The organism is Rhodococcus sp. NPDC057014 (assembly GCF_042673295.1).
Taxonomy (GTDB): Bacteria; Actinomycetota; Actinomycetes; order Mycobacteriales; family Mycobacteriaceae; genus Rhodococcus_F.
Genome location: NZ_JBHUSF010000210.1, coordinates 1 through 15,721 on the forward strand (window position 1 = coordinate 1; position 15,721 = coordinate 15,721).

General features: G+C 68.6%; 14 protein-coding genes and 1 pseudogene. 11 read left to right on the top strand and 4 right to left on the bottom strand.

Annotation, left to right across the window (positions count from 1 at the left end):
• Positions 1-134 precede the first annotated feature (134 nt).
• The gene (locus ACFTZB_RS30640) at positions 135-602 is read left to right on the top strand and encodes an SRPBCC family protein (protein WP_378437196.1); all 468 of its coding nucleotides are present in this window, start codon (positions 135-137) and stop codon (positions 600-602) included.
• A 116-nt stretch (positions 603-718) separates the two neighbouring features.
• On the opposite strand, the gene ACFTZB_RS30645 is transcribed toward ACFTZB_RS30640, so the two are convergent.
• Genes ACFTZB_RS30645 through ACFTZB_RS30660 form a run of 4 tightly spaced genes read right to left on the bottom strand, consistent with a single transcriptional unit; the run spans position 719 to position 3,957 of the window.
• Entirely contained in the window at positions 719-1,996 is a 1,278-nt protein-coding gene (locus ACFTZB_RS30645) for a D-amino acid dehydrogenase (RefSeq protein ID WP_378437198.1), read from the bottom strand.
• Entirely contained in the window at positions 1,993-2,403 is a 411-nt protein-coding gene (locus ACFTZB_RS30650) for a RidA family protein (RefSeq protein ID WP_378437200.1), read from the bottom strand. Before ACFTZB_RS30650 ends, ACFTZB_RS30645 begins: the two co-directional genes overlap by 4 nt.
• Complete coding sequence (locus ACFTZB_RS30655) at positions 2,396-2,536, bottom strand: hypothetical protein (protein WP_378437202.1); 141 nt, start codon at positions 2,534-2,536, stop codon at positions 2,396-2,398. The genes ACFTZB_RS30650 and ACFTZB_RS30655 overlap by 8 nt, the downstream gene beginning before the upstream one ends.
• Positions 2,533-3,957 (bottom strand): sodium:solute symporter, encoded by a 1,425-nt coding sequence (locus tag ACFTZB_RS30660; RefSeq protein ID WP_378437204.1) that lies wholly within the window; start codon positions 3,955-3,957, stop codon positions 2,533-2,535. The genes ACFTZB_RS30655 and ACFTZB_RS30660 overlap by 4 nt, the downstream gene beginning before the upstream one ends.
• A 140-nt stretch (positions 3,958-4,097) precedes the next feature.
• On the opposite strand from ACFTZB_RS30660, the gene ACFTZB_RS30665 reads away from it, so the two are divergent.
• The 10 genes and pseudogenes from ACFTZB_RS30665 to obgE form a co-directional block, all read left to right on the top strand.
• Entirely contained in the window at positions 4,098-5,258 is a 1,161-nt protein-coding gene (locus tag ACFTZB_RS30665; RefSeq protein WP_378437207.1) for a CdaR family transcriptional regulator, read from the top strand.
• 137 nt (positions 5,259-5,395) lie between these two features.
• Complete coding sequence (locus tag ACFTZB_RS30670) at positions 5,396-5,548, top strand: hypothetical protein (RefSeq protein ID WP_009474026.1); 153 nt, start codon at positions 5,396-5,398, stop codon at positions 5,546-5,548.
• Positions 5,549-5,604: 56 nt separating this feature from the next.
• The gene (locus ACFTZB_RS30675; protein ID WP_378437209.1) at positions 5,605-8,313 is read left to right on the top strand and encodes a valine--tRNA ligase; all 2,709 of its coding nucleotides are present in this window, start codon (positions 5,605-5,607) and stop codon (positions 8,311-8,313) included.
• Positions 8,310-9,737, top strand: a complete 1,428-nt coding sequence (locus tag ACFTZB_RS30680) for a bifunctional folylpolyglutamate synthase/dihydrofolate synthase (RefSeq protein WP_378437211.1) — start codon at positions 8,310-8,312, stop codon at positions 9,735-9,737. The genes ACFTZB_RS30675 and ACFTZB_RS30680 overlap by 4 nt, the downstream gene beginning before the upstream one ends.
• Complete coding sequence (locus ACFTZB_RS30685; RefSeq protein ID WP_378437213.1) at positions 9,734-10,144, top strand: DUF4233 domain-containing protein; 411 nt, start codon at positions 9,734-9,736, stop codon at positions 10,142-10,144. Before ACFTZB_RS30680 ends, ACFTZB_RS30685 begins: the two co-directional genes overlap by 4 nt.
• A gap of 18 nt (positions 10,145-10,162) precedes the next feature.
• Positions 10,163-10,582 (top strand): nucleoside-diphosphate kinase, encoded by a 420-nt coding sequence (ndk, locus tag ACFTZB_RS30690; protein WP_087559506.1) that lies wholly within the window; start codon positions 10,163-10,165, stop codon positions 10,580-10,582.
• Positions 10,583-11,040: 458 nt separating this feature from the next.
• On the top strand, positions 11,041-14,433 hold the full coding sequence (locus ACFTZB_RS30695) for a translation initiation factor IF-2 N-terminal domain-containing protein (protein ID WP_378437216.1): 3,393 nt from the start codon (positions 11,041-11,043) through the stop codon (positions 14,431-14,433).
• A 206-nt stretch (positions 14,434-14,639) separates the two neighbouring features.
• Positions 14,640-14,951 (top strand): 50S ribosomal protein L21, encoded by a 312-nt coding sequence (gene rplU, locus ACFTZB_RS30700; RefSeq protein ID WP_005248081.1) that lies wholly within the window; start codon positions 14,640-14,642, stop codon positions 14,949-14,951.
• A gap of 42 nt (positions 14,952-14,993) precedes the next feature.
• A complete protein-coding gene (rpmA, locus tag ACFTZB_RS30705; protein WP_012688267.1) occupies positions 14,994-15,257 on the top strand; it encodes a 50S ribosomal protein L27 in 264 nt (87 codons plus the stop codon).
• Positions 15,258-15,399: 142 nt separating this feature from the next.
• Positions 15,400-15,721, top strand: a pseudogene (gene obgE, locus ACFTZB_RS30710) (GTPase ObgE); the annotation flags it as partial.

The window sequence follows — 15,721 nt, forward strand, 5'->3', positions numbered from 1 at the left end:
GCCCCACGCCGTCCGGCGTCGGGGTGGGCACCCGGATGCGTTTCCCCTCATTCTTCCGATGGAGTGCAACCTAAGGGTTGCGCAAGGAACCGCCGATGTGCAACCGTGGGGTAGCACATTGTCGAGAGGTGAGGATGATCATGAGCGTTCCGGATGCGTCCCAGGACAGGATCGAGCGCGAGATCCAGATCGACGCCCCCATCGAGCGGGTGTTCCGGCTGGTGAGTGAACCCGGCTGGTTCATCGGCGACGGAGATCCCGGCAAGACCACCACCACACGCGAAGGCAACGTCTTCGTCGTGGAGTTCCCCCCGTACGGACGCTTCCCGATACTTCCCGTGAAGTCCGACGCACCCCACTACGTCTCGTTCCGCGGCGGAGACGATCCCGCGCAGCCCCTCGTCGAGGGCACGTCCACCCTGGTCGAATTCTTCCTGTCCGAGCGGGACGGCGGCACCCTCCTGCGCGTCGTCGAGTCCGGATTCGCCGCCCTGTACCCGAGCGCCGAGCGTCGCGCGTCCGCCCTCGAAGGCAACATCGAAGGCTGGGAGATTCAGCTCGCGTTCGCCAAGCGGGACGCCGAAAGCGGCCGGGGCGAATAGTCCGGCGACTGATGCGTCGACCTCGCCGACCGCAGTCGGGGGTTGCGGTCAGCGAGGTCGGTGTGCCGCCGGTTCCGGCGGGCACGCCCGGATAGTCGTCGGGCCCGCGTGATTCGTTACGCGTCCACTTTCCACTGATGGCGACGGGACGACATCGGGGAGTACGGACTCGGGTCGATGTCGGGTCGCCGTTCGTCCACGAGGTCCGCGAGGATGCGCGCCGAGCCACACGCCATGGTCCAGCCGACATGGCCGTGACCGGTGTTGAAGTACAGGTTGTCGTGGCGTCCCAGTCCGATGATCGGCGGGCCGTCAGGCGTCATCGGCCGCAGGCCGGTCCGGTATCGGGCCGTGTCCCAGTCGACGGCGCCGGGAAACAGTTCGTTCCCCGCGTTCACGATCCCCGCATAGTCGGCGGGGGAGTGACTCCGGTCGTACCCGACGAATTCCGCGGTCGCCGACATTCTCAATTCGTCCCCGAACCGCGACCAGGCGACGAGCGTCTTCTCGTCGATGCCGCCGATCACCGGCGCGCGCTCGGGGTCCTTGACGGTGGCGGTGAGCGTGTACCCCTTGGCCGGGTAGACCGGCAGGCGCAGGCCGACACTCCTCGCGACGAGAGCGCTCGCGGCCCCGGCAGCGAGGACGAACGCGTCCGCGCGAATCCTTCCCTGGTCGGTGACGGCGGACGTGATGGCCGCGCCGTCGGTCTCGAGGCCCGCGACGGACGTGCCCAGATGGAACCGGACCCCCAGCCGCCGGCATTCCTCGGCGAGTCCCACCGAGAATCGGTGCGGGTCGCCGGTGCCGTCGGTGCGGTCGTGGATCGCCCCGGCGAACGTGGCCGTCCCGTGCCGGAGGGCGGGCTCCGCGGCCGCGATCTCGTCGGGGCCCAGCACGTCCTGCAGCTGTCCGTGGTCGCGGAGCAGCTGCGAGTTCGCCTGCGCTCGTTCGAGTTCCGCTTCGTCCCGGTACAGGTACAGCACGCCGGAGTCCGTCCGGAGGTACTCCAGGTTCTCGCGGACGGCGAGTTCGTCCATCAGCTGCTGGCTGTACCGGGCCAGGCGCAGCTTCGCGAGAGTGTTCGACCGCGACCGGGAGGCCGTGCACTCGCGAAGGAAGCGCACACCCCACCGGGCGAGGTCGACGTCCGCCCGGGGCCGGACGCGGATCGAGGTCGACGCGCCGAGCAGCGATCGGATCAGCATGGTGGGAGCCGACGGCGACGCCCACGCGTACGAGTGGCCGGGGGCGATCAGTCCGGCGGTGCTCGCACTGGTGTCGGACGCGACTTCGCTGCGCCGGTCGTAGACGTGAACGTCGTGTCCGCGCTCGGCGAACGCGTGGGCGGTCGCGACCCCGACGACCCCTGCTCCGAGTACTGCCACCTTCATTCCGTGTCCTTCCCTTCGTTCGAGCGCCGGCCCGTGACGGCGATGGCCTGAATCTCGACGAGCAACCGCGGGTCCAGGAGATCTGCGACCACGGTCGCCCTGGCCGGGCGGTGCTCCGCGCCGAACCAGCGCATCCATTCCTCGTTGAAGCGGGCGGCGTCGCCGGCATTCGTGAGATACACCGTGGCCGAAGCGATGTCGTGCAGGGTGGCCCCGGCGGCGGCGAGAACCCGGCCGAGCCGGGTGAGCGAGTTGCGTGTCTGCTCCACCACGTCGGTTCCGGCCACGCGGCCGGCGTCGTCGAAGGAGACCTGGCCGGAGACGAACACGAGGTCGCCCACCCTGCGCGCCGACGGGTACGGGCTCGAGGCGGTGGTCACGCCGGGAACGTCCACGAGGTCACCCATGGTCGTGTCCGGTGTTGTCGCTGCCGCCGCGCAGCACCTCTTTGACGTAGAAGCGCCAGCCGAGGAAGCCGACCCACAGGGTGACGGTGACGACGGCGGTCGGCACGCCGTAATAGAGGAGGGCGGGGATCATGCGAATTCTCCTTCGGTGACGCGGACGGCAGGCTCCTGCCTGCGCGGATAACGGGACGAGGTGGCCACGGCGACCGTGACGAAGACGAGAAGGTTGGCGACGACGCCGGGAACCAGTCCGTCCAGTCCGAACGGTGCGTCCAGACCCCATTGCCACACCGCGGTGACGATCGCGCCCGCTGCGATCGCCGACAGTGCCGCCGGGGCGGACCGCACGCCGAACAGCACGGCGCCGAACAGCGGAACGATGACCGTCGGAGCCCACAGGGTGTAGCTGTAGAGCAGGGCGTCGACGATGGACGGAACGCTGAGGGCGAAGATGGTCGCCCCGGCGCCGACGACGACACTGGTGGCCCGCTCGATGGTGAGTCGCCTCGACGGCGGCAGTTCGGTGGGGCTGAGTGGCTGGTAGATGTCTTTGGTGAGGACGACGGCGGTGGAATTGAGATAGGAACTGGCCGTCGACATGACGACCGCCATCAGTGCCGCCACCACCAGGCCGAGAACACCGACCGGCATCAGGTTCATCACCACGGTCGGAAGCGCCTGATCGCTTTCGATGTCCGGGTACAGGACGAGTGCGATCAATCCGAGTGACGCCGAGGTGAAGAAAAAGAAGAACGAGAAGAATCCCGCCAGTGCGTAGCCCTTACGAGCGTGCCGCGAGTCGGGGGTGGAGAACGTCCGCTGCGCATACGGCGGGACCAGCGTCTCGCCGAGCAGCAGTGCCGCGAACAGCGTGAGGAACTGTGCGGGGGAGTAGTCGCCCATGAACGAAAGGTGCTCGGCGGGAACACTGTCCAGGAGCGCCGACGGTCCGCCGACGGCGTCGAGCCCGATGAGGAGCGCCACCGGCAGCAGCACCCCCAGGAAGACGAACTGCAACAGGTCCGTCTGGATGACCGCCCAGGCGCCGCCGAACGAGGAGTAGAGGATCACCACTCCCATGCCGATGATGACGGCGGGGACGGTGGGCACGTCGAGAGTGGCGTTGACGACGGTGCCGATGGCCAGGGCCTGGGCCCCGAGGATGCCGGCGCACAGGACCACGGACAGTACGCCGGTGACCAGTCGCGCCGGTCGGCCGTAGTGGGCCTCCATGATGTCGCCGAGGGTGTGGGCGCCGACGTAGTTCTTGAGTCTGGGCGCGACGAAATAGCCGACGAGCACCGTCTGCACGCCGAAGGCGCAGAACGCGAACATGTACACGTAGCCGTCGCGCATGGCGGCGCCTGCGACGCCGAGTGAGGCTCCGCCGCCGAGGAAGGCCGCGGCCAGGCTGCCGAAGAAGACCGGCCAGATGATTCGGTTGCCTGCCACCGCGAAATCGTCCGGGGACTTGACGCGTCGCATGGTCTGGACGCCGATCAGGACGAGTAGCAGGAAGTAGGCACCGAGAAGTATCCAGTCGAGGATTGCCATGTGAACTCCTAGTTGGGATGAACCCATCGTAGGAACGGCTGTGACCGTGGTCACTAGGCAAGTTGACCTTGATCTACACTGAAATCAGTCCATGCTTGTGCGACATGCACAGTCAACCAGAAGGGCCGGGAGGGTCGTCCATGCTGAGTGAGGCTCTGGCGCAACAGATCGCGAACGAGATCACCGACGTCATCGGGTTCAACGTGCTCATCACGGACGCGTCCGGCACGGTGGTGGGCAGCGGGGACGAGCGTCGCATCGGTCAGTTCCACGAGGCGTCGATCGAGGTGATCCGCGCGCGGCGGATGATCGCGCACTCGGCCGCGGACGTCCGCGACCTCGTCGGCAGCCTGCCCGGCGTCACCATTCCACTGGTCATCGACGGTGAGGTGGTGGGCACGATCGGGCTGTCCGGCTCACCCGAGCAGGTGGAGCAGTTCGGACTGGTGGTCAAGAGGCAGACCGAGATCCTGATGCAGGAGGCCTCGCGGATCGGTACCCGGCTGACCTACGAGCGGGCGGCGGAAGAACTGCTCCGCGACATCTGCGACTGGCACCGGGCCACGTTCACCGAGGCTCAGATCCATAGGCGAGCAAAGGGTCTGGGCTACGACCTGCGGCTGCCCCGGGTCGTGGTCCTGATCAGCTACGACCGGCACACCGGCGACGACGCCGTCGACGGGCAGCCCGTGTCCCTCGAGGTTCTGCGCGCCGTGCAGGCCACCTTCGATTCCGCGACCGATCTGGTGGCACCGCTCGCCCGGCAGGTCATCGCCGTCACCACGGTGGTGAGGGCGCCGACACCGGCCGCGGATGCAGCCCTGGCGGATCGGTGCCGGAGGATCGTGACCCCGGTGCGCGAGCAGGGATGGGACACCCGGGTGGGCATCGGCTCGATCGCGCACGGGGTCGAACAGCTCAATCTCTCGTCCCAGGACGCGTACGACGCGCTCCGGCTCGGCGCTGCCCTCGACCCACGTGCGCAGGTCCACGACATCGACCGGTTCCGTCTCCACCAGGCCGTCTCGGTGATCCCGGCCGAAACCCGCGACCGGCTGTCGCGGGCCGTGCTCGGCGCGTTGACCAGTGACAACGACTGGCCGCACCTGCAGGACACCCTGATCGCGTGGGGTGAGTGCGGGTTCAACTCCAGCCGTGCGGCGAAGCGGCTGCACGTCCACCGCAACACTCTCGCCAACCGGCTCGACAAGATCGCCGGGCTCCTCGGCCGCCCGCTGGACGAACCGGGCCTGGGGATGACGCTCTACCTCGCGTGTGTGGTGGCGGAGCAGTCCGGCTGAGCCCGTCGCCGGTGCCGGTGGGAACACCACCGGCGCGCCGTCGCCGTGTCGCCGCCGATCGGCGGGGGTTTCGATGCATACTCGACATTCTCGAGTGGTTGCCGCATCGGATGCGGCAGACGAACCGGAGGAATCCCTTGAACGACCACCACGTGCAGCTCTTCTCCGAGTTGCACAGCACCGCAGGATCCCAGGCAGGCGGAGAAGACGCCGGCGAGGCGCTGCGTCCCGTCGACCCGGAACATCGCACCGCCACCGAGGTGCACCGCGCGCTGTTCAGCGACCAGTAGCGGGGCCGCACGGTAGCCCCGTCGTGGGTCGTCCGCGCGTTCATTAGACTCGACGGGTGACCAGTGCAGCTCCAGAAAATCCCCAGAACCGTGCCGATGCCCTCCCGAAGAGCTGGGACCCCAGTTCTGTCGAGGACGATCTGTATCAGGGCTGGGTAGACGCCGGTTACTTCCGCGCGGATCCCCACAGCGAGAAGCCGGGGTACTCGATCGTCCTGCCGCCGCCGAACGTGACCGGCAGCCTGCACATGGGTCACGCTCTCGACCACACGTTGATGGACGCACTGAGCCGCCGCAAGCGGATGCAGGGCTACGAGGTGCTGTGGCTGCCGGGCATGGACCACGCGGGCATCGCGACGCAGACCGTGGTCGAGAAGCAGCTCGCCGTCGACGGCAAGACGAAGGAAGACTTCGGCCGCGAACTGTTCATCGACAAGGTGTGGGACTGGAAGCGGGAGTCCGGTGGCACCATCGGCGGCCAGATGCGCCGCATCGGTGACAGCGTCGACTGGAGCCGCGACCGCTTCACCATGGACGACGGGCTCTCCCGCGCCGTCCAGACCATCTTCAAGCGCATGTACGACGACGGTCTGATCTACCGGGCCGAGCGACTCGTCAACTGGTCGCCCGTGCTGCAGACCGCGATCTCCGACATCGAGGTGAAGTTCGAGGACGTCGAGGGTGAGCTGGTCTCCCTGCGGTACGGCTCCCTGAACGACGACGAACCGCACGTCGTGGTCGCCACCACCCGTGTCGAGACGATGCTCGGCGACACCGCCGTCGCCGTCCACCCCGACGACGAGCGCTACAAGCACCTGATCGGGACGGCGCTCGAGCACCCCTTCACCGGCCGCGACATCCCGATCATCGCGGACGAGTACGTCGACCCCGAATTCGGCACCGGCGCCGTCAAGATCACCCCGGCGCACGACCCCAACGACTTCGAGATGGGCCTGCGGCACAACCTGCCGATGCCGACCATCATGGACAAGACCGGCAAGATCGCCGACACGGGAACGCAGTTCGACGGTCTCGACCGCTTCGAGGCGCGGGTCAAGGTGCGGGAGGCGCTCGCCGAGCAGGGTCGCGTGGTCGCGGAGAAGCGGCCCTACCTGCACAGCGTCGGGCATTCCGAGCGCACCGGCGAGTCCATCGAGCCGCGCCTGTCGCTGCAGTGGTGGGTGAAGGTCGAGTCCCTGGCGAAGGCGGCGGGTGACGCGGTCCGCAACGGTGACACCGTCATTCACCCGGCGAGTCAGGAACCGCGATGGTTCGCCTGGGTCGACGACATGCACGACTGGTGCATCTCGCGGCAGCTGTGGTGGGGTCACCGGATCCCGATCTGGTACGGCCCCGACGGCGAGGTCGCGTGCTTCGGACCGGACGAGACCGCGCCCGAGGGCTGGGTGCAGGACCCCGACGTCCTCGACACGTGGTTCTCCTCCGGGCTGTGGCCGTTCTCGACCATGGGCTGGCCCGAGAAGACGCCGGAGCTGGAGAAGTTCTATCCCACAAGCGTTCTCGTCACCGGTTACGACATCCTGTTCTTCTGGGTGGCGCGGATGATGATGTTCGGCACGTATGTGTCGGAGGACGACGCCATCACAGGGCGGGGCGAGCGAAGCGACGGGGTGTTCAGCGAAGGCAAGTCCGGACCGCAGATGCCGTTCGACGACGTCTTCCTGCACGGCCTCGTTCGCGACCAGTTCGGCAAGAAGATGTCGAAGTCGCGGGGCAACGGCATCGACCCCCTCGACTGGGTCGACCGATTCGGCGCCGACGCGCTCCGCTTCACGCTGGCCCGCGGGGCGAACCCGGGCAGCGACCTGTCCGTCGGCGAGGACCACGCGCAGTCGTCCCGGAACTTCGCGACCAAGCTGTTCAACGCCACCAAGTTCGCCCTCATGAACGGGGCCGCGCCCGCGCCGCTACCCGCCCGCGGCGAACTGACCGACGCGGACCGGTGGATCCTCGACCGCCTCGACCAGGTGCGCGGCGACGTCGACACCGCGTTCGACCGGTACGAGTTCAGCAAGGCGTGCGAGGCGCTGTTCCACTTCGCGTGGGACGAGGTCTGCGACTGGTACCTCGAGCTGGCCAAGGTGCAGTTCGCCGAGAACGACACCGTCGCGGCGAACACGAGGGCGGTGCTCGGCAACGTCCTCGACGCGCTGCTGCGCCTGCTCCACCCGGTCATCCCGTTCGTCACGGAGACCCTGTGGAAGGCCCTCACCGAGCGGGAATCGGTCGTCGTGGCCGACTGGCCGCAGTCGAGCGGGGCGGCGGCGGATGCCGTTGCGGCGCAGCGTGTCGAGGACATGCAGCGACTCGTGACCGAGGTGCGCCGGTTCCGCAGCGATCAGGGACTCAAGCCGTCGCAGCGGGTGCCCGCACGGATCAGCGGGATCGCCGACGCCGATCTGGACACGCAGCTCGCCGCGGTCACGTCGCTGGCCCGGCTGACGGACCCGGCGGACGGGTTCGCCGCGTCGGCCTCGGTGGAGGTGCGCCTGAGCAAGGCCACCGTCACGGTCGACCTCGACACGTCCGGCAACGTCGACCTCGGCGCCGAGAAGGCGCGGCTCGAGAAGGACCTCGCGGCCGCGCAGAAGGAACTCGCCGGAACCACCGCGAAACTGTCCAACGAGGCGTTCCTGGCCAAGGCCCCCGACGCCGTCAAGGACAAGATCCGGACGCGTCAGCAGATCGCGACAGAAGAAATCGACCGCATCACCAAGCGATTGAAGGAGCTGGAAGGCGCGTGAGCTCGCCCGACTTCACGCCGGAGGAAGTCAGCCCCGTCGACCTCGCGGAGTTGACGCTGGTCGAGGCGGAACTCGACAAGCGGTGGCCCGAGACGAAGATCGAGCCGTCGCTGAGCCGGATCGCGGCGCTGATGGACATCCTCGGGTCACCGCAGCACGGGTACCCGGCGGTCCACGTCACCGGCACCAACGGCAAGACGTCGGTGACGCGGATGATCGACGCACTGCTCACCGCACTGCACCGGCGCACGGGCCGCACCACCAGCCCGCACCTGCAGCTCGCCACCGAGCGGATCAGCATCGACGGACGCCCGGTGTCGCCGCGCCGCTACGTCGACACGTACCGGGAGATCGAACCGTACGTGCAGATGATCGACCAGCAGTCGCAGGCGGCGGGCGGACCGGCGATGAGCAAGTTCGAGGTGCTCACCGCGATGGCGTACGCCGCGTTCGCGGAGGCGCCCGTCGACGTCGCCGTCGTCGAGGTGGGCCTCGGCGGGCGTTGGGACGCAACGAATGTCATCGACGGGCAGATCGCGGTGATCACCCCGATCAGCCTCGACCACGCGGAGTATCTCGGCGACGACCTCGCCGGGATCGCGCAGGAGAAGGCCGGCATCATCAAGAAGGGCCGCGAGGACGCGCTCGTGCCCCGCGACACGGTTGCCATCCTCGCCGAACAGACGCCGGAAGTGATGGACGTGCTGCTCCGCCGTGCCGTCGAGGTGGATGCCGCGGTCGCGCGGGAGGGCTCCGAATTCACGGTGCTCGCCCGGCAGATCGCCGTCGGCGGCCAGCAACTCGAACTGCAGGGCCTCGGCGGCGTCTACACCGACATCTTCCTACCCCTGCACGGGGAGCATCAGGCGCGCAACGCGTCGCTCGCGCTCGCGGCCGTCGAGGCGTTCTTCGGTGCCGGCCCGGAACGGCAGCTCGACCAGGACGCGATCCGGGCGGGGTTCGCCTCGGTCGTCAATCCCGGCCGGCTCGAACGCGTGCGCAGCGCCCCGACCGTCTTCCTCGACGCCGCGCACAATCCGGACGGCGCCCGCGCGCTCGCCGCCGCGCTGACCGCCGAATTCGACTTCCGCAAGCTCGTCGGCGTCGTCAGCGTGATGGGGGACAAGGACGTCGACGGCATCCTCACGGCACTGGAACCGGTGTTCGACGAGCTCGTGGTGACCCACAACGGTTCGGCGCGGGCCATGGACGTCGAAGACCTCGCCAACCTCGCGGTCGCGAAGTTCGGCGACGAACGCGTCGTGGTGGCGCCGACCCTCGCGGACGCACTGGAAACGGCCATCGGACTGGCCGAGGAGGTCGCCGAGCCCGGTGAGGCAGTATCGGGGGCGGGCGTCGTGGTCACCGGATCAGTGGTGACCGCCGGTGCGGCCCGCACCCTCTTCGGAAAGGACCCAGCGTGAGCGAGCAGGACCCCCGTGCTTCGGAACCGGAGTTCGGCCCGCCGACCAGGGACCCGTGGAAGGGCTTCCGCGGCGTGGTCGCGGGATCTCTGATCCTGGAAGCGATCGTGGTGCTCCTCGCCCTGCCGGTCGTCGCGACGGTCGGCGGCGGACTCACCTGGTGGTCGGGAACGTACCTGGTGGGGCTGGCGGTGCTCATGATCCTGGGGGCGGGTCTGCAGGGCCGTCCGTGGGCCATGAAGTACAACCTGTTGTTGCAGGTGGGGCTCCTGCTCGGGTTCTTCGTCCACGTGTCGATCGGTGCGGTCGGGGTGGTGTTCGCCATTCTGTGGGGCTACCTCCTCTACTTCCGCCGGAATGTGCGTCAGCGAATGGAGCGGGGCCTGCTGCCGGGGCAGCGCGGCTGACCATTTAGGCTGTGCGCCGTGACTGAGCGCACCCTTGTACTGATCAAGCCCGATGCCGTTGCCCGCGGATATGTAGGAGAAATCCTCGGTCGTATCGAGCGGAAGGGTCTGACGATCTCCGCGCTCGAGCTGCGCACCGCTCCCGGCGACATCGCCGCCGCCCACTACGCCGAGCACGAAGGCCGCCCGTTCTACCCCGGCCTGCTGGAATTCATCACGGGCGGCCCGCTCGTCGCGGCCGTCCTCGAAGGCCCCCGGGCGATCGCGGCGTTCCGTCAGCTCGCCGGCGGCACCGACCCGGTCGAGAAGGCTGTTCCGGGCACGATTCGCGGTGATTTCGGGCTCGAAGCCCAGGAGAACCTCGTCCACGGCTCCGACTCGGTCGAGTCGGCCGAGCGCGAGATCGCACTCTGGTTCCCGCAGCTCGCCGCCAACTGAAACACCCCTCTCCACCCACCCCTCGATCCACCGACCTGCCCTCCGGGCCGGCGGCGCCATCGTGAACGGAACATGTTCCAGAACGATACGTGCGCCGCTGGCACGGACCGCGGCACACGTGTGGGATACTGAGGGTGGTCGGACCGCAATTTGTGCACCACGTGGCTTCGACCGGATGACACCACGGCTCGATGCCCTTCATCGCTGCCCCTGCGTCAACAGGAAATACCTGGGCGTATCGGCACGCTGGATGATCAGGCGCTCGCACCGCGGACCACGGCCATCCGCAAGGCACTACACGGGTGTGCAGTGAAAACGGACACTGCACGCGCTGTGTGGAGCGAGACCAGACAATCTCGCGCTCACATCTGGGGCGCGAGTACACATACTGCGCCCTCGCGTGGCCGCGTGACATTCCCAGACAGGGAGTGGACGCGCCCGGGGGCTGAGGAGACTACGTGGCCGATCAAGCGCCGCCCACAAATTCAGAGCCGAACGATACGGCCACCGCCGGAAGCGCGGTTCCCGCTCTTCCGGAGAAGATTCGCGTTCACGCCCTCGCGAAGTTGCTGGGCGTGACGAGCAAGCAGGTTCTCGCCGAGGCCGCGGCCCTCGGATTGGAACTGCGCAGCGCGCAGTCGAGCCTGCAACGCGACGTCGCCGAGCGGGTGTACGCCGGATTCACCGCTGCGGAGACCGCTCCTGCCGAGGCACCCGCCGAGGTCGCGCCGGAGGCTCCCGCCGAGGAAGCCCCTGTCGTGGAAGCCCCCGCCGAGCAGGCTGCGGCACCGGAAGCCCCCGCCGTGGAAGCCCCCGCCGAGCAGGCTGCGGCACCGGAAGCCCCCGCCGAGCAGGCTGCGGAACGCGTCGCCGAGGAGGCCGCGGTTTCCGAACCCGACCTCGGGCACGACCTGTTCACCACGGCCGCCTACCCGGCCGAGGCGCCCGCTGCCGAGGAGCCCGCTGCCGAGGAGCCCGCCGAGACTCCCGCCGTCTCCCAGGTGCCGCTCTTCCTGCAGCCCGACCTCGCGGCGGTCGAGACGCCGCCGCGTCGACGGCGCAGTCGCCGGGATGCCGGAACGCCGGAACCCACCACCGAGCAGCCGCCCGTCGCCGAGTCGCGCGAGGAGGTCGCCGAGCCCGCGAAGGCCGCGGACACCGGAACCGCCGACACCGAGTCGGACGAGTCGGACGTCGACGGCGATCAGCCGCGGCGTCGCCGTCGCGGCCGTCGCGGCCGTGGCCGCGGGCGGGGCGAGCAGCCGAACGAGCAGGACACCGACACCGAGGGCGCCGAGGCCGAGGAGTCCGCGCGCGAAGACAAGGTCACGGACAAGGGTGCGGAGACACCGAGTCGGGAGCCGGAAGAGACGCCGAAGAAGGAGTCCGAGGAGAAGCCCGCGGACGCCGAGCAGGCGGAGGCGGAATCCGGAGACGAAGAGACCGGTGAGGGCGACTCCGACGGTTCGAGCCGTCGCCGCCGCCGTCGTCGTCGCCGCAAGTCCGGTGGCGAGGGCGCGGGAGACGCCACGTCCGAGGACGACCCGCCGAACACCGTCGTGCACGAACGTGAGCCTCGCAACAAGAGCCGCTCGAAGGACGAGGTCCAGGGCATCACCGGTTCGACGCGGCTCGAGGCGAAGCGTCAGCGTCGCCGCGACGGCCGCGATGCCGGTCGCCGCCGGCCGCCGATCCTCACGGAATCGGAGTTCCTGGCACGCCGCGAGGCCGTCGACCGCGTCATGGTCGTGCGCGACCGCGTGGCCACCGGGCAACCGCACGCGACGACGCAGGTGGCCGTGCTGGAGGACGGCGTCCTCGTGGAGCATTTCGTGACCACGTCGGCGTCGGCCTCGATGGTCGGCAACGTGTATCTCGGACGCGTCCAGAACGTGCTGCCCAGCATGGAGGCGGCGTTCATCGACATCGGCCGCGGCCGCAACGGCGTGCTGTACGCCGGCGAGGTGAACTGGGAGGCCGCCGGGCTCGGTGGCAACTCGCGCAAGATCGAGCAGGCGCTCAAGCCCGGCGACCAGGTGCTGGTCCAGGTCAGCAAGGACCCGGTCGGGCACAAGGGTGCGCGGTTGACCACGCAGATCAGCCTCGCGGGCCGGTTCCTCGTGTACGTGCCGGGCGGCACGTCCACCGGGATCAGCCGCAAGCTGCCCGACACGGAACGCAAGCGCCTCAAGGACATCCTGCGCGACATCGTGCCTTCGGACGCCGGAGTCATCATCCGGACCGCGTCGGAAGGTGTCAGCGAGGAGGAACTCGCCCGCGACGTGACGCGTCTGCAGGAGCAGTGGGCCGGGATCGAGGCTCAGGCCGCGAAGGCGGAGTCCGGCAAGTCCGGTAACCCGCAGGCCCTCTACGAGGAGCCCGACCTTCTCGTGAAGGTCATCCGCGACCTGTTCAACGAGGACTTCTCCAAGCTCGTGATCGAGGGCGAGAAGGCCTGGTCGACGGTCGAGTCGTACATCAAGTCGGTCGCGCCCGACCTCATGCCGAGGCTGAAGCAGCACACGTCGGACAACGGTGTCGACGTCTTCGAGGCGCACCGCATCGACGAGCAGCTGGCGAAGGCGCTCGACCGCAAGGTCTGGTTGCCGTCCGGCGGCACGCTCGTGATCGACCGCACCGAGGCCATGACCGTGGTCGACGTCAACACCGGCAAGTTCACCGGCGCCGGCGGAAACCTCGAGGAGACCGTCACCCGGAACAACCTCGAGGCTGCCGAGGAAATCGTCCGGCAGATGCGCCTGCGGGACATCGGCGGCATGATCGTCGTCGACTTCATCGACATGGTGCTCGAGTCGAACCGCGACCTGGTGCTGCGACGTCTGACCGAGGCCCTGGGCCGCGATCGCACCCGCCACCAGGTGTCCGAGGTCACGTCCCTCGGGCTCGTGCAGATGACCCGGAAGAAGCTGGGCACGGGCCTGGTCGAGGCGTTCTCCACGACGTGTGAGCACTGCCACGGCCGCGGCATCATCGTCCACGCCGAGCCGATCGAGGTGAAGACCTCCGAGGACACCGGTGCACGCGGGTCGTCCCGCGGCGGCGACTCCGGGGGCTCGCGCAAGAAGCGGGGCCGCGACAAGTCGTCCGGCGGGGACACCCCGCAGGCTCCCGCGCACGAGGAGACCCCGACGGTGGACGCCACCGTCAAGCGCGCTCACCCGGTCGCTCTCGCGATGGCACACCACCATCACGAGGAGGAGGCGGCCCATGCGGCCGCGGCTGCCGAGCCGGTGAAGCCCCAGACTCGGGCGGCGGACCAGGCCGGAACTGAACCCGCCGGGACGCAGGCCGCGGACGAGGCGGACCTGCCCGGGATCGAGGAGGCCGTGGCCGAGGCACCTGCAGCGGTGGCCGCGGAAGCCGTCGTGGCACCCGAGGCCGAGGTAGCCGTCGTCGAAGAAGCCGTCGTGGAGGAAGCCGTCGCCGAGGAAGCCGGGGACGCTGCGGCCGAGGCGCCCGTCGTCGAAGCCGCACCGGCCGAAGCCGCCCCGGTCGCCGAGACCCCGGAACCGGCCGACGAGCGCGCACCCGAGCCCACACCGGAACCCGAGCCCGCACCGGAGCCGGTGGCCCCGACGCGGCGCAGAAGTCGCCGGGTGTCGAGGGCAGCGGCGGCGCCGGTGTCCGAAACCCCGAGCGCCGGGACCGTGTTCGTGATTCCGACGCCGGAGCACGCCCCGGAACCGGAACCGGCCATGTCGGCTTCGACCGTGAGCGGACCGGCGGCGTCCTCGCCGGACGGCACGGATCCGCAGGCGGCGCCGCGTAAGCCGCGGCGCCGGCGGGCAGCGGCACGTCCGGCGGGCCCGCCGGTCGACGCCGACCACTGACGAGGGAACGCGGGAAGGCAATCGTCGCCGGTTTGTACGGAACGGTTGCCTTCCTGTAACCTTGACCAGTCGCTACTCGGCGATGAAGGTCAGCTGTGCCCTCACCTGTGAAGGCTGCGCGATCTCGACCGAGCTAGCCGTCACACCAGACCAGTCGCGCACACTGTGGCGCGAGCAAGTTCGAAGAAGCAAGGGGTAGCCCTCCGATGGCAACGTACGCGATCGTCAAGACCGGCGGAAAGCAGTACAAGGTCGCTGTTGGTGACCTCGTCAAGGTCGAGAAGATCGAGGGTGAGCCCGGCACTGCTGTCTCGCTTGCTCCCGTTCTCGTCGTCGACGGATCCGATCTGACGACCGACGCCGACAAGCTGGCCAAGATCTCGGTCACGGGTGAGGTCGTCGAGCACACCAAGGGCCCGAAGATCCGGATCCACAAGTTCAAGAACAAGACCGGCTACCACAAGCGTCAGGGCCACAGGCAGAAGCTGACGGTCCTCAAGGTCACCGGCATCAAGTAGCTAGAGCTTCAGAGCTGATTTCACCCGAGGAGGGTCAAGAACATGGCACATAAGAAGGGTGCATCCAGCTCCCGTAACGGTCGCGATTCAAATGCTCAGCGACTCGGCGTGAAGCGTTTCGGCGGCCAGTCCGTCAGCGCCGGCGAGATCCTGGTGCGTCAGCGCGGAACCCACTTCCACCCCGGCGTCAATGTCGGTCGTGGCGGCGACGACACGCTCTTCGCTCTCTCCGCCGGTGCCGTCGAGTTCGGCACCAAGCGTGGACGCAAGACCGTGAACATCGTTCCGGCGGCGGCAGAGGTCTAGTCCTGCCGCGAGTGTGCATCGTCCCGTGAGGGACGTTTCAAGCTCCCAATAGGGGCGGACCTGGGTCGAGATACCCGGTCCGCCCCTATTGTTTGTTTCAGAGTGAGATCAACACAATTGACTGAGGAAGGATCCGGCAGTCATGTCCCGATTCATTGACCGCGTCGTGCTGCACGTCAGCGCCGGAAAAGGCGGCAATGGCTGCGCCTCCGTACACCGGGAGAAGTTCAAACCGCTCGGTGGCCCGGACGGCGGCAACGGCGGGCGTGGCGGTGACGTCGTGCTCGAGGTGGACGGCAACGTCCACACCCTCCTCGACTTCCATTTCCACCCCCACGCGAAGGCCACCAACGGCAAGCAGGGGATGGGAAGCAACCGCGACGGCGCCCAGGGCGACGACCTGATCCTGAAGGTCCCCGACGGCACCGTCGTCCTCGACGAGGACGGCCGGATCCTCGCCGACC

Bases quoted from the DNA above. Each gene is read 5' to 3' on its own strand.
- ACFTZB_RS30640 (WP_378437196.1), top strand. From the start codon at position 135: ATGATCATGAGCGTTCCGGATGCGTCCCAGGACAGGATCGAGCGCGAG.
- ACFTZB_RS30645 (WP_378437198.1), bottom strand. From the start codon at position 1,996: ATGAAGGTGGCAGTACTCGGAGCAGGGGTCGTCGGGGTCGCGACCGCC.
- ACFTZB_RS30650 (WP_378437200.1), bottom strand. From the start codon at position 2,403: ATGGGTGACCTCGTGGACGTTCCCGGCGTGACCACCGCCTCGAGCCCG.
- ACFTZB_RS30655 (WP_378437202.1), bottom strand. From the start codon at position 2,536: ATGATCCCCGCCCTCCTCTATTACGGCGTGCCGACCGCCGTCGTCACC.
- ACFTZB_RS30660 (WP_378437204.1), bottom strand. From the start codon at position 3,957: ATGGCAATCCTCGACTGGATACTTCTCGGTGCCTACTTCCTGCTACTC.
- ACFTZB_RS30665 (WP_378437207.1), top strand. From the start codon at position 4,098: ATGCTGAGTGAGGCTCTGGCGCAACAGATCGCGAACGAGATCACCGAC.
- rplU (WP_005248081.1), top strand. From the start codon at position 14,640: ATGGCAACGTACGCGATCGTCAAGACCGGCGGAAAGCAGTACAAGGTC.
- rpmA (WP_012688267.1), top strand. From the start codon at position 14,994: ATGGCACATAAGAAGGGTGCATCCAGCTCCCGTAACGGTCGCGATTCA.